This window comes from Vibrio sp. SCSIO 43140, from assembly GCF_023716585.1.
Lineage (GTDB): Bacteria > Pseudomonadota > Gammaproteobacteria > Enterobacterales > Vibrionaceae > Vibrio > Vibrio maritimus_B.
Genome location: NZ_CP071850.1, coordinates 3276571 through 3289465, shown reverse-complemented (window position 1 = coordinate 3289465; position 12895 = coordinate 3276571). Strand labels below are relative to the sequence as shown.

Sequence of the window (12895 nt, the reverse complement as noted above, 5' to 3'; positions counted from 1 at the left end):
GAAAAATGACTGATGCTGTTCAAAACGAAAACGCACAAGAAGAGAATAAGCTAATCGCTGAGCGTCGTAGCAAGCTGGATCACATCCGTAAAAGCTGCAAAGCGAACGGCCACCCAAATGATTTCCGTCGTGAGCACCTAGCGGGCGACCTTCAAGCGGAATTTGGTGAGAAGACGAAAGAAGAGCTAGAAGAGCTAAACCACGTAGTGGCAATCGCAGGCCGTGTTATGGCTAAGCGTGGTCCATTCCTAGCAATTCAAGAAACGTCTGGTCGCATCCAAGCATACGCAGCAAAAGATGTTCAAAAAGAGCTGAAAGAGAAATACCAAGGCCTTGATATCGGTGACATCATCGGTGTGAAAGGTGCACTGCACAAGTCTGGTAAAGGCGATCTTTACGTGAACATGGAAGAGTACGAGTTGCTAACGAAAGCACTTCGTCCACTACCAGAGAAGTTCCACGGTCTCACTGACCAAGAGATGCGTTACCGTCAGCGTTACGTTGACCTAATCGTTAACGAAGACTCTCGCCACGCATTCATTATTCGCTCTAAGCTAGTATCGGCAATCCGTAATTTCATGAGCTCAAAAGGCTACCTAGAAGTTGAAACGCCAATGATGCACGTGATCCCTGGAGGTGCAACGGCACGTCCATTTATCACGCACCACAACGCGCTTGATATCGACATGTTCCTACGTGTTGCACCTGAGCTTTACCTAAAACGTCTAGTGGTTGGTGGCTTTGATCGCGTATTCGAGATCAACCGTAACTTCCGTAACGAAGGCCTATCGCCACGTCACAACCCAGAATTCACTATGATGGAGTTCTACCAAGCGTATGCTGACTACAAAGATCTGATGGATCTAACGGAAGAGATGCTAAGCACGGTAGCGATGGATGTTCTAGGTTCGACGTCTATGCCTTACGGTGATGAAACCGTTGAGTTTGGTGGCACTTACGCTCGCATGAGCATGTTCGAAGCGATCAAACACTACAACCCAGACCACGCTGAAATCCAAGCGCTAACAGAAGAAGACCTCACTGACCGTGACAAGATGGTAGCGATTGCGAAATCTGTACACGTTGAGGTTGAGACGTTCTGGACATGCGGTCAGCTTCTTGAAGAGATCTTTGGTGAGACAGCTGAGCCTCAGCTAATCCAGCCAACGTTCATCACTGGTTACCCAGCAGATATCTCTCCACTGGCGCGTCGTAGCGATGACAACCCATTCTTCACTGACCGTTTTGAGTTCTTCATCGGTGGTCGTGAAGTTGCGAACGGCTTCTCTGAGCTTAACGATGCAGAAGATCAAGACGCACGCTTTAAAGCGCAGGTTGATGCGAAAGATGCAGGTGATGACGAAGCGATGTACTACGATGCAGACTACATTACTGCACTAGAGCACGGTCTACCACCAACAGCGGGTCAAGGTATTGGTATCGACCGTCTAGCAATGCTATTTACTAACACGCACACGATTCGTGACGTTATCCTATTCCCAGCGATGCGTCCGCAACAATAATCGTATATCCATCAGCAAGATGGTGAATGATTCCTACAAAGCCTCTCTTCGGAGGGGCTTTTTTCATGCCACATTTCCGAGAATGTTTATAGAAAAGTTAGAAATCGTACACTAGTCTTAATTATGAGACACATCTGTACGTTTTAAACGCGATTGCCGTGTTTGATAGATGGTTTTATTTGCATAGAATAAATCTATTGAATCTAAAAACAATAATAGGAATGATGTAATGGGAACCGAATTTCGGATGGATTCAATCCCCGGCTCTTTAGTGGTTGTAGGGGGCGTGTACGAGCCATGGCTCTCTGTATTGGAGCAGGCGGGATGGCGCTGTACCCAATGTTCAGATTTACGTAAAGCTGATGCGTTATTTTCAGAGATTGGTCCCTGTATTGGAATTGTAGACCTAACTCGCGATGATTTCAGTCTTAACGGGATTGCGAAACTAGTCAGCACGCACAAGCAGGTGCGTTGGATAGCCTTTATTCGCGAGTCTCAATTGGGCTCAGATACGATTTGCCAATTTATCGTTAACTTCTGTATCGACTTTTTTACGACACCTATTCCGGACTCACGATTGATGAGTACCATAGGACACCAACTGGGTATGCTCAAGCTCGAGCAGAAGGTGTGGCCGCATAATGGTAATGACAGCGATCTCGGGATTGTCGGACAATCTTTACCAATAAGACGTTTACGCGATCAGATTCGTCGAATTGGCCCCACCGATGTCAGTATCATGATTCATGGCGAAGTTGGCGCAGGTAAAGAGTCTGTGGCGAAAGCGATTCACCGCTGTTCTGCTCGCTCACAAAAGCCTTTTGTAGCGGTAAATTGTCGCGCATTCTCAGATGCTCGTTTTGAGAATGAGTTTTTTGGGATGCACGATCCCGAACAAAGCTCGCTACTTGATCAAGCCTCTGGGGGAACGATCGTTCTCAACGATATCTTTACTCTACCCGCGAAACAGCAGCTTAACTTATTGAAGTTCTATCAAGATGGTCAAATAGAAACGGCGAAAGGAACCAAAGAGTTTGATGTGCGTATTCTGGCTGCCGATTCTTCGGATATTGAAAAAGCTCTGGGAGACGGCTCCTTCAATGAAGAGCTATTTCACTGTATCAATGTGCTTAGAATTAATGTCCCTAGCCTAAAAGAACGCGCGACTGATATTTCTTTGCTCGTCGCTCATTACATCAACCAGTTTGCAAAAGAGTTTAACTCTCCTGTTAAGTCGATTGATGATGATGCCATTAAAACGCTTACTTACTACCACTGGCCAGGCAATGTTAAAGAGTTAATGAACCAAGTTAAACGTGCCGTACTCATGACTGAAGAAGAGGTGTTAGTTAAGAAGCACTTCGAACTTCCAGGTACATTCTCTGGCAAGCGGAGCCTCAAGAGCATACGAGAGCGTTCTGAACGTGACGCACTTATCTTGGTGCTAGATAGCCATAACGGCCAGGTTACTTTAGCGGCAAAAGAGCTGGGTATTTCTCGAGCTACTATGTATAGATTACTCAATAAGCACAATCTAATCACGGAAGAAACAATCTAACTTCCTCCAGTTATTCAGCTTAATCACCTAAAGGCGCCGTGGCGCCTTTATTTTTTTCATACAGGTTGCAGTCTAAACTAGATGTTAGTCGCACTATGAATATCCAGTACAATATCGTGTTGTATATTTCCGGTTTAAAATTAATCACCATAGTTAAAGGTAAAAGCTATGTAATAGTCGGCCTTTAAGTCCTCATTCGGTTTGTGACTAGAGTTTTCCGTTGTTTTTAACTTTTTTTTATATGATATGTTGATTTAATATACGGATTGAATAAGAATTAACCGTGAGCAAGACGCTCAACCTATCAAATTTCAGGATTAATAAGTCAGTATGGAGGCGCAGAAAATGATGAATCGCATTTCTTTTATCAACACTTGTGCTGCTTTCCGTACCGATGCTGAGCATATTATCGATCGTGATTCGATCGTAATTATGGCCGATAAACCGGTAGTAAAATCAGCACAAGATTAATTAATCCGTAACCTTATGAGGCTGCGGAATAGCAGTCACGTAAGAGTCTAATTACCTCCAAGACCGCTATTTCTCTCCTCTGTAATATTCCAATCAGGAGATTATTATGCGTACATCTTTTTATCTAACTATCGCAACTTGGCTTATTAAAGCAGACATTCAAAAAGAAGAACGTGAGTGGAAACGACGCTACCGCCGCAGTGCTTATCAACTACCTTTGCACAATGAGCACTTGTTGAGAGACATTGGCTTAGACAAAGAAGGTCGTCCTCTAGGTCGTGTCGCTGCACCTCAAGTTGTCGCTAAACGTAAAGCTCGTCATCTTCGTCGAGAATTACAGTCGCGAATAGCTACGTAAACCAAGGCGGGTAGTACGACTACCCGCCGACTATCAGAATATCGAGAAATATCTAATGAGTTGTAGTAGATATTCTCAATACCTAAGTTTAGGGGCATGGATTAGAATATTGTGCCCCTATTACTTGAAGCTCTTCTAGTAATTCATTTGAAAGCGTAACGTCGATACTGTCTATATTGCTTTTTAACTGAGTGAGATTTGTCGCTCCAATTATATTCGAAGCAACAAATGGACGTTGATTGACGAAAGCGAGCGCCATTTGCGCGGGATCTAAATCATGCTTATGAGCGAGATCGACATAAGCTTGTGTCGCTTCGATGCCTTGCGGCGTAAAATAACGAACGAAGCGTTCAAATAGACTACAGCGAGCGCCTGCGGGCTTTTGTCCATTAAGATATTTACCACTCAAGCAGCCAAAAGCGAGAGGAGAGTAGGCGAGCAGGTCGACGCCCTCATGGTGGCTGATTTCTGATAAACCCACCTCAAAACTGCGGTTCAATAGGTTGTAAGGGTTTTGAATTGAGACGATTCTCGGTAGATCGTGCTTTTCAGCGAGCTTAAGGAGCGTCATCACCCCCCATGGGGTTTCATTCGAGACACCGATATAACGAATCTTTCCAGCTTTGATGAGCTCATTGAGCGCCTCTAGCGTTTCAATAAGTGTGACTTCCTCATTGCCTTCAAGGTAGGGGTAATTCAGCTGGCCAAAGCAATTGGTTTTCCGTTGTGGCCAGTGCAATTGGTACAAGTCGATATAGTCAGTCTTCAAGCGCGTTAAGCTGTCATCGATCGCTTGGTGAATGTTACGTCGATCTAAGCTCATATTATCGCGGATGTAAGGTACGTTACGTGGGCCTGCAACCTTGGTGGCGACAATAACTTTTTGGCGCTTGTCTGAGTGAGATAACCAGTCGCCGATATAGGACTCCGTCAATCCCTGTGTTTTTTGTTTAGGTGGGACGGGATACATCTCTGCGGTATCAATGAAATTGACGCCACGCTCAACGGCATAATCCAACTGGTCAAATGCATCTTGTTTGCTGTTCTGTTCACCAAAGGTCATGGTACCTAAACAGATTTTGCTCACTTCGAGCGAAGAATGTGGGAGCTTGTGGTATTTCATTGAGCCATCCTTGCTTGTCGTTGTTTGATTCCACTATACCCCGTTTTTATAAAAGATCTGTTCAATAAATGCGCAACTAGCTACTTATTGGCTAAACTGAGAGTTATCAGTAAAGCATTATCCACAAAAGAGAAGGAGGTGGACTATGCAAAAGCATCAGCTCGATCGATGGTTACATGGACACCACAAAGATTCTTATAAACCGCCTAGAGTGTTCGTAATTGGTTGTGCTGATATTTCACATTATCTACTTGCAGTGGAATACAAGCACAAACTTGAACCGATCAAAGAAGACGATGAGCCGATCCATTACGAGTCTTTAGACTCGGTAAAAGAAGCTCTGACCCGTCTAGGCGTTGAGAAAGCATATTTGCGACTTCATAATGCCTATGATGAGTGCGGAAGCGCTGAGATGAACCGGTATTGCGACATTGAACTGAATCTGCATTGAAAACCAGGGCAGATGTTAGGCAAAATAAGTATCTAGTATGTAGCTAGTAAACTTTGCCCTGAGGTAAAAGCCTCGAGGTAAGGTTTTGATTGGCTGTCCGCTCGCACCATAAGCTTCGGTTTTAGCGCGGCTGTTGGCGGCTTTCGGGCGTATTTGTAATACCTCGCCGCTTCTGGCTGTTATTTGGTTGACCCCGCCAAGCGCGATAAGATCCATCAACTCTTCCCAGTCATTGCGCAGCAGCGTCTCTTCTTCTTCTGACGGGCTCCAGATAAGTGGAGAACCCACTCTTCTCTCTGCGACCGGAATTTCACGTTCACCTTCAACCGGCAGCCATAACACGCGAGATAGTTTGTTTCTGATGTGACTCGTTTCCCAAGTCAACCCTGTGATGCCAGTCAAGGGCGCAACACACACAAAAGTCGATTCTAGAGGCTTGCCATTATAGCCGACAGGAATGCTCTTGAGCTCGACACCGATTTCTGGAAAGTCCTGAACCGGCTTACTGCCAGCCGTGGCACCGAGATGCCATTCGAGAAGTTGTCCCACCCAGCCCTTATCTCGTTTGAGATTTTCAGGCACTTTCATATTTGCTTGCTCGGCAAGTTCGCCAAATGACACACCTGCGATGCTGCGAGCACGTTCGAGCAGTTCTGATTCTGTAGCTGGAGTCGTTTTCATGTTTGCTAGTACAGTTGGCTGGATAGACGAGATTGAGTTTACCACGTTAGCGTATTTGTGCTCTGTACAAAAAGAGATCACTCTGGTGGAAAGTTGATCTATTATTAACTTATCCACAGGTAGGATGGTAAATACCGGTGATTTATCGACTTCTGTATAAATAATCAGTGGTATTATGCCTATAAAACACTTGATATATCAGGGTTTGTATGAATTTTATCAAATTCGATGTGGATAATTTAGCTTGTGGTTGATCTTTAACCGATCTGATCTTTTCGTTAATTTTTAAATTGCTAGTTCAAAAACAAATGATTGATACTTCTTTAAGTTACTGAATTTATGCTAATAAAATTTAATTGGTACATTGTTGGCTTTTATAGGGCTTTTATACTAAGTTGAGTTTTTCCTAGAGATCAAAGATTCTGCACACAGTTATTCACAGAAAAGGTGAATAAATGTGGTCTAGGTCTCATTGCTGTGTTGATAACTAGCGTTTTGTTCGAATCTTATCCAATGGCTTTCAAAGAACTGGGAATTGTTCAAATTTACACATCCTTAAGTTTGCTCAAGTTGGGGATATGTGGAAAAATCAAGGTAATGAAAATTTAATTGAGGTTGGCCAGTGATAGATGGCGATGGTTACCGACTGAATGTTGGTATTGTAATCTGTAACAACCATGGTCAGGTCTTCTGGGCTAAACGATACGGACAACACTCATGGCAGTTCCCTCAGGGCGGTATTGACGAAGGTGAATCCCCTGAAGAGGCCATGTATCGAGAACTGTATGAAGAGGTGGGGCTCACTAAGAACGACGTCAAGGTCGTTGCGGTCAGTCGCCATTGGCTAAGATATAAGTTACCCAAGCGCTTAGTTCGCTGGGATTCGAAACCTGTCTGTATTGGGCAAAAACAGAAATGGTTTTTACTGCGTCTGGATTGTGATGAATCCAAGATCAACATGCAGCGCGGTAATACCCCTGAGTTTGATGGTTGGCGTTGGGTGAGCTATTGGTACCCAGTAAGACAAGTCGTTTCTTTTAAGCGTGATGTCTATCGCCGAGCGATGAAAGAATTTGCATCCTTGGCAATGCCGTTTAAGGAACGAAAATTTAAAGGCAAAAGAAAGCATCGAAGAGGGTAAGTATGCTATCGCAACTAAGGGATATAGTTGAGCACGTTTCAAAAGTTGAAGACGTGCATGCGGCCCTCGAGATGTTAGTACAACAAACATGTGCAGCCATGAACACCGAGTGCTGCACGATTTACCTTGCTAACAAAGATAAGCAGCGCTTAGAGTTGATGGCCACTCAAGGCCTCACCTTTGAGGGTGACACAATCCAAATTGGTTTTGATGAAGGCTTGGTGGGGTTGGTGAAGCGTACAGCAGAGCCTATCAACTTAGCCGAAGCTGCTAAACACCCTGCTTTCAAGTTTTTCCCAGAACTTGGTGAGGATGTCTACCACTCCTTCTTAGGCACACCAATTATTCATCGCAAGCAAGTACTTGGCGTATTGGTCGTGCAACAAAAAACATCCCGTCAGTTTAGTGAAATGGAAGAGTCTTTCCTTGTCACGCTGGCTGCGCAGGTTGCGGTTTTGATAGCCCACGCCATCGCTCAAGGACATGGATTCTTTGACGATAACGCAGTCCCAGTGATTAAAGGTATTGGTGCGTCATCCGGTGTGGCCATAGGCCCGATTTGGTGGGACAACACTCAGCCTGATCTTAGTGATGTTTTTCCCGCCTCCACCTTGGATGTTGCTAGAGAGCAAGAGCTTCTTTCTGTGGCGATTGAGAATGCGCTGGCCGATTTTAAGCGTATGCGTAAAAAGCTCGATCTCGAGCTGAACAAAGACGCGTTAGCCATATTCGATCTCTTTACCCACTTGCTCAACGATCCAATGTTGAGAAATGATCTCAAGGCGCAGATTCAAAAAGGCGATAAGGCCGATTGGGCCTTAAGACAGGTGGTTGAAAGCTATGCCAATCGCTTTGCAAAAATGTCTGACGTCTATCTACGTGAACGTGCACAGGATGTGAAAGAGCTTGGACAGCGCCTGCTGTTTTTCTTACATGATACTGAATACCCGGTTCATGAATTTAGTGAGCCGGTGATATTTGTCGTTCGAGAACTCACCGCCTCGATTCTCGCTTCTATCCCAAAAGAACAACTGCTCGCAGTCGTCTCTCTTGAGGGGGCTGCCAACTCGCACGCAGCGATTTTGTCGCGTGCAATGGGCATTCCTGCTGTAATGGGCGTAAACACCAACCCTGCACTGCTCAGTGGCAAGCTCGGTATCGTTGATGGGTACAGCGGTGAAATATTCCCTGACCCGAGCCATGAATTGCTCTCTGAATATCGAGAGTTGGTAACGGAAGAATCTGAGTTGTCTCAGATGGTGGAGTCAACCGCGGGGCTAGAAGCTGCTACCAAAGATGGTCAGCGTATCCAAGTGATGCTCAACGCAGGTTTGAGTGCCGATACCAGTATTTCTATTAATAAGAACGTAGACGGTGTTGGATTATATCGAACCGAGATCTCGTTCTTGCTTCAGCAGCAGTTTCCATCTGAGGAAGAGCAGCTACATCAGTATCGTTCTGTCCTGAGTGCTTATCCAAGCAAGCGAGTTGTGATGCGAACGCTGGATATTGGTGGAGATAAAGCGCTGCCGTATCTGCCAATTGATGAAGACAACCCATTTTTGGGCTGGCGTGGTATCCGCTTCACACTGGATCACCCTGATATCTTCCTTATTCAGATCAGGGCGATGTTGCGCGCCAGCGTCGGCATTGATAATTTGAGTATCCTCTTGCCCATGGTGTCGTCAGTGCAAGAGTTTGATGATGCCGCGACATTGATTGAACAAGCTTATCAAGAGGTTCTCGTTGAGCACCCTGAGGTGAAGAAGCCGGAAATTGGTGTGATGATCGAAGTGCCCTCTATGCTCTACATCTTGCCGTTTATGGCTGAGCGGGTCGACTTTGTCTCGGTGGGAACCAATGATTTAACCCAGTATCTGCTGGCGGTTGATCGAAATAATGCTCAGGTTGCCGACATCTACGAAACCTTGCATCCATCCGTATTGGCAGCGATGAAACATATATTTGAAACCTGTCAGTCTTATCATCTACCTGTTTGTATTTGTGGTGAGCTTGCGGGCGATCCAATTGGTGCACTACTGCTTGTTGGTTTGGGGTATGACACGTTAAGTATGAACACCTCAAACGTTGCTAAGGTAAAGTATTTGCTTCAACAAAGCTCGCTTGATGAGCTTAAGCAACTTGCTGACAAAGCGCTGATGCAACCTTATGGTAAAACCATCTACAATCAGATGCGCGAATACTTCGAGAATAAAGGGCTCGCGGGCTTTATTCGTGCAGGCAAATTTTAACTTTACTATTTTGGTCGTTTTGTGAATTACGAATTAATACTGCTTTTGTTGCTGCTTGGCGCTGTAGTAGGGACCATGTCTGGTCTTTTAGGGATTGGCGGTGGACTTATTGTGGTGCCCGCATTGGCGTTTTTGCTACCGAAGTTTCACATTTCGAGTGATGTAGTGATGCACATTGCATTGGCTACTTCGCTTGCCTCCATCATTATTACCTCTGGCTCTTCTGCGCTCAATCACCTCAAATTGGGTAACGTAGATCTGTTTGTTATCAAGTGGTTGATGCCTGGTGTCGTCATCGGTGGTTTTGCTGGATCTTATGTTGCTGAGTGGATTCCCTCTCATTATTTACCTAAAGTGTTCGCTTTCATTGTGCTTATGCTCGCCATTCAGATGTTTTTATCGATCAAGTCGCAATCCGTGCGTTCGCTGCCTTCACCTGCGGTGACGACATGTTGCGGTGCGGGTATTGGCATGATTTCCAGTCTAGCCGGGATTGGTGGTGGCTCAATGTCGGTGCCATTTTTGAGCAAACACGGTGTCGAAATGCGTAAAGCAGTCGGCTCATCCTCAGTGTGTGGTTGTGTGATTGCGATTGCCGGTATGATAGGGTTCGTGATTCATGGTGCGAAAGTGGACGGTTTACCAGAGTACAGCGTCGGCTACGTCTATTTGCCCGCGTTATTTGCGATTGCCGCGACGTCGATGATTACGACTCGTTTTGGTGCCAAGTTGGCTACGACCATGCCAACACCGAAACTAAAGAAGATTTTTGCGGTCTTTCTATTGTTCGTTGCATTCTCTATGATGTTCTAGCCCCAATTAATCAATAATTTTTAAGTGAGCGTTTTATGTCTCAGGGATATATCCAATTTCCTAATATTGACCCTGTTCTGTTTGAGTTAGGTCCTTTGTCGGTTCGCTGGTACGGTTTGATGTACCTGATTGGCTTTGCTTTTGCGCTATGGTTGGCAAATCGCCGCGCCGATAAGGCAGGCTCTGGTTGGACTCGTGAACAGGTTTCAGATCTGCTGTTTGCTGGCTTCCTTGGGGTCGTTATTGGCGGTCGCGTCGGTTACGTGCTGTTTTATGGCTTCGAAGAGTTGATGCAAGACCCGCTTTACCTGTTTAAGGTATGGACCGGTGGTATGTCATTCCACGGTGGGTTGTTGGGTGTCATCAGTGCGATGTTCTGGTATGCACGAAAAAATGGTCGCACCTTCTTTAATGTTGCTGATTTTATTGCGCCGCTTGTACCGTTTGGTTTAGGTATGGGGCGTTTAGGTAACTTCATGAACAGTGAACTTTGGGGACGAGTCACCGATGTGCCGTGGGCGATTATCTTTCCTAACGGTGGCCCGTTGCCGCGCCACCCATCACAACTCTATGAATTTGCCCTAGAAGGTGTGGTTCTGTTCTTCATCCTGAACTGGTTTATTCGCAAACCGCGTCCTGAAGGCTCTGTCTCAGGTTTGTTCTTGCTCGGTTATGGTACGTTTAGATTTATGGTAGAGTACGTCCGCGAGCCGGATGCGCATCTTGGCTTGTTCGGTGGATTTATCTCAATGGGACAAATCTTATCCCTACCAATGGTTATCATTGGTGCCTTGATGGTTGCGTGGGCTTACAAAGTGAATGGCGCAACCACCTCAAACGTTTCAAAGTAATAGGAATTGTCGTGAAGCAGTATTTAGACTTATGTCAGCGTATCGTTGACGAGGGTGTATGGGTAGAGAATGAGCGAACAGGTAAACGTTGTTTGACTGTTATTAATGCGGATCTTACCTACGATGTTGCCGGCAATGCCTTCCCGTTAGTCACAACACGTAAGAGCTTTTGGAAAGCGGCGGTCGCAGAGCTACTGGGTTACATTCGCGGTTATGATAATGCGGAAGATTTTCGCAAGCTTGGCACTAAGACATGGGATGCCAATGCAAACCTAAATGACGCGTGGCTAAACAATCCTTACCGTAAAGGTGAAGATGATATGGGCCGCGTCTACGGTGTTCAGGGCCGAGCTTGGGCAAAACCGGATGGTGGTCATATTGACCAACTGCGTAAGATTGTCGATGATCTGACGAATGGGGTCGATGATCGCGGAGAAATCCTTAATTTCTATAACCCTGGTGAGTTCCATATGGGTTGTCTGCGCCCTTGTATGTATAGCCACCATTTCTCATTATTGGGCGACACTCTATACCTAAATAGCACGCAGCGTTCATGTGATGTACCGCTGGGCTTAAACTTTAATATGGTTCAGGTTTACGTGTTCTTGGCGATTATGGCTCAAATCACAGGTAAGAAACCTGGCCTGGCGTACCACAAAATTGTCAACGCGCATATTTATGAAGATCAGCTAGAACTGATGCGAGATGTGCAACTTAAGCGCGAACCACTGGCAGCGCCAACATTCCGTATTAACCCTGATATTAAGTCTCTTGAAGACCTTGAAACGTGGGTGACATTGGATGATTTTGAGGTGATTGGCTATGAGAGCCATGAACCTATTCGTTACCCGTTCTCTGTGTAACGTTGATTAGAAACGCCGAGCATCAAGCTCGGCGTTTTTCTTTCTGCTGATCACCAGCTTATCGCCTCGCGCTCGGTGAAGAAACCAGCCGTTGGGCCATCCTCAGCTAATGTCGCTAGCCAAATCGCGGTATCGGCGCCTTCCCGTGGCGTTTTCAGTTTGACGCTCTCTCCGTACTCAGGGAGCTCTTCTAGATTCATACCTGAATCAACCCAGCCAGGGCAGTAAGAGTTCACTTTAATCCCAAAAGGTTCTAGCTCTTTAGCGAACAGAACAGTGTTGGCGTTGACACCAATCTTGGACGATTGATACGCAGCGCAGATGTCATCTCGCCAAGGGGAATGCATGTCGGATAACTGCGACAGTTGGGCTGCTTGACTGGAAACATTAACCACTCTAGCACTGCTCGACTTCTTGAGCAGCGGGGTCAGTGCTCGTGTCAGCAAGAAGGGACCGATCTGGTTAACTTCAATTACGCGTCGATAGGTGTCTTCATCGATCAGAGATGGATGCTTACCGAAATCGGTTAGGATAGAAGCGTTATTGACCAAAACATCCAGGTGACCAAACTCTTCATGGATTTTGTTGGCGATGGCTGGAAACATCGATGACATGGCGAGATCAATTTTAACGTGTGACGCCATATAGCCTTTATGACGGAAGTCATTGGCTAGTGCGCCGCAAGATTGAATATCGGCCATGATGACATGGAATCCTTGTTCCATAAGCATTTCCGATGTGGCTAAACCGATGCCTTGATATGCACCAGTAACGAGAGCAATTTTGTGCATGATTGACCTTTTTTGTGGC

At 45.7% G+C, this 12895-nt stretch carries 13 protein-coding genes; 10 read left to right on the top strand and 3 right to left on the bottom strand.

What is annotated here, in order from left to right:
• The first annotated feature begins 5 nt into the window (after positions 1–5).
• The 4 genes from lysS to J4N45_RS15750 all read left to right on the top strand — a co-directional run bounded on the left by lysS (position 6) and on the right by J4N45_RS15750 (position 3910).
• Positions 6–1523, top strand: coding sequence for a lysine--tRNA ligase (gene lysS, locus J4N45_RS15760; RefSeq protein WP_252012402.1), 1518 nt, complete (start codon positions 6–8; stop codon positions 1521–1523).
• 229 nt (positions 1524–1752) lie between these two features.
• Positions 1753–3081 (top strand): sigma-54-dependent transcriptional regulator, encoded by a 1329-nt coding sequence (locus J4N45_RS15755; RefSeq protein ID WP_234495228.1) that lies wholly within the window; start codon positions 1753–1755, stop codon positions 3079–3081.
• A gap of 345 nt (positions 3082–3426) precedes the next feature.
• A complete protein-coding gene (locus J4N45_RS27230) occupies positions 3427–3552 on the top strand; it encodes a hypothetical protein (protein WP_267967700.1) in 126 nt (41 codons plus the stop codon).
• A 106-nt stretch (positions 3553–3658) separates the two neighbouring features.
• Positions 3659–3910 carry a DUF1127 domain-containing protein gene (locus J4N45_RS15750; protein ID WP_252012400.1) on the top strand — a complete coding sequence of 84 codons (252 nt, stop codon included), beginning with the start codon at positions 3659–3661 and terminating at the stop codon, positions 3908–3910.
• 88 nt (positions 3911–3998) lie between these two features.
• Here J4N45_RS15750 and J4N45_RS15745 read toward each other — a convergent pair whose 3' ends face one another.
• Positions 3999–5033, bottom strand: a complete 1035-nt coding sequence (locus J4N45_RS15745) for an NADP(H)-dependent aldo-keto reductase (RefSeq protein WP_252012398.1) — start codon at positions 5031–5033, stop codon at positions 3999–4001.
• Positions 5034–5178: 145 nt separating this feature from the next.
• On the opposite strand from J4N45_RS15745, the gene J4N45_RS15740 reads away from it, so the two are divergent.
• A complete protein-coding gene (locus J4N45_RS15740) occupies positions 5179–5484 on the top strand; it encodes a DUF6482 family protein (RefSeq protein ID WP_128648275.1) in 306 nt (101 codons plus the stop codon).
• 15 nt (positions 5485–5499) lie between these two features.
• Here J4N45_RS15740 and mutH read toward each other — a convergent pair whose 3' ends face one another.
• Positions 5500–6165, bottom strand: a complete 666-nt coding sequence (gene mutH, locus J4N45_RS15735; protein ID WP_252012396.1) for a DNA mismatch repair endonuclease MutH — start codon at positions 6163–6165, stop codon at positions 5500–5502.
• A 622-nt stretch (positions 6166–6787) separates the two neighbouring features.
• Here mutH and rppH point away from each other — a divergent pair.
• The 5 genes from rppH to J4N45_RS15710 are packed head-to-tail and all read left to right on the top strand — an operon-like array spanning position 6788 to position 12085.
• Positions 6788–7306 (top strand): RNA pyrophosphohydrolase, encoded by a 519-nt coding sequence (gene rppH, locus J4N45_RS15730; protein WP_042473544.1) that lies wholly within the window; start codon positions 6788–6790, stop codon positions 7304–7306.
• Positions 7307–7308: 2 nt separating this feature from the next.
• Entirely contained in the window at positions 7309–9558 is a 2250-nt protein-coding gene (ptsP, locus tag J4N45_RS15725) for a phosphoenolpyruvate--protein phosphotransferase (protein WP_252012393.1), read from the top strand.
• Between the two features lie 21 nt (positions 9559–9579).
• Positions 9580–10371 (top strand): sulfite exporter TauE/SafE family protein, encoded by a 792-nt coding sequence (locus J4N45_RS15720; protein WP_128648276.1) that lies wholly within the window; start codon positions 9580–9582, stop codon positions 10369–10371.
• Between the two features lie 35 nt (positions 10372–10406).
• A complete protein-coding gene (gene lgt / locus J4N45_RS15715; RefSeq protein ID WP_128648277.1) occupies positions 10407–11222 on the top strand; it encodes a prolipoprotein diacylglyceryl transferase in 816 nt (271 codons plus the stop codon).
• Positions 11223–11233: 11 nt separating this feature from the next.
• Entirely contained in the window at positions 11234–12085 is an 852-nt protein-coding gene (locus J4N45_RS15710) for a thymidylate synthase (RefSeq protein ID WP_234495232.1), read from the top strand.
• Between the two features lie 50 nt (positions 12086–12135).
• Here the strand turns inward: J4N45_RS15710 and J4N45_RS15705 are convergent, their stop codons facing one another.
• Positions 12136–12876 carry an SDR family NAD(P)-dependent oxidoreductase gene (locus J4N45_RS15705; protein WP_252012392.1) on the bottom strand — a complete coding sequence of 247 codons (741 nt, stop codon included), beginning with the start codon at positions 12874–12876 and terminating at the stop codon, positions 12136–12138.
• Positions 12877–12895: the final 19 nt, after the last annotated feature.

Excerpts from the sequence above, each read along its gene's own strand:
- lysS (WP_252012402.1), top strand. The coding sequence starts at position 6 with ATGACTGATGCTGTTCAAAACGAAAACGCACAAGAAGAGAATAAGCTA.
- J4N45_RS15755 (WP_234495228.1), top strand. The coding sequence starts at position 1,753 with ATGGGAACCGAATTTCGGATGGATTCAATCCCCGGCTCTTTAGTGGTT.
- J4N45_RS27230 (WP_267967700.1), top strand. The coding sequence starts at position 3,427 with ATGATGAATCGCATTTCTTTTATCAACACTTGTGCTGCTTTCCGTACC.
- J4N45_RS15750 (WP_252012400.1), top strand. The coding sequence starts at position 3,659 with ATGCGTACATCTTTTTATCTAACTATCGCAACTTGGCTTATTAAAGCA.
- J4N45_RS15745 (WP_252012398.1), bottom strand. The coding sequence starts at position 5,033 with ATGAAATACCACAAGCTCCCACATTCTTCGCTCGAAGTGAGCAAAATC.
- J4N45_RS15740 (WP_128648275.1), top strand. The coding sequence starts at position 5,179 with ATGCAAAAGCATCAGCTCGATCGATGGTTACATGGACACCACAAAGAT.
- mutH (WP_252012396.1), bottom strand. The coding sequence starts at position 6,165 with ATGAAAACGACTCCAGCTACAGAATCAGAACTGCTCGAACGTGCTCGC.
- ptsP (WP_252012393.1), top strand. The coding sequence starts at position 7,309 with ATGCTATCGCAACTAAGGGATATAGTTGAGCACGTTTCAAAAGTTGAA.
- lgt (WP_128648277.1), top strand. The coding sequence starts at position 10,407 with ATGTCTCAGGGATATATCCAATTTCCTAATATTGACCCTGTTCTGTTT.
- J4N45_RS15705 (WP_252012392.1), bottom strand. The coding sequence starts at position 12,876 with ATGCACAAAATTGCTCTCGTTACTGGTGCATATCAAGGCATCGGTTTA.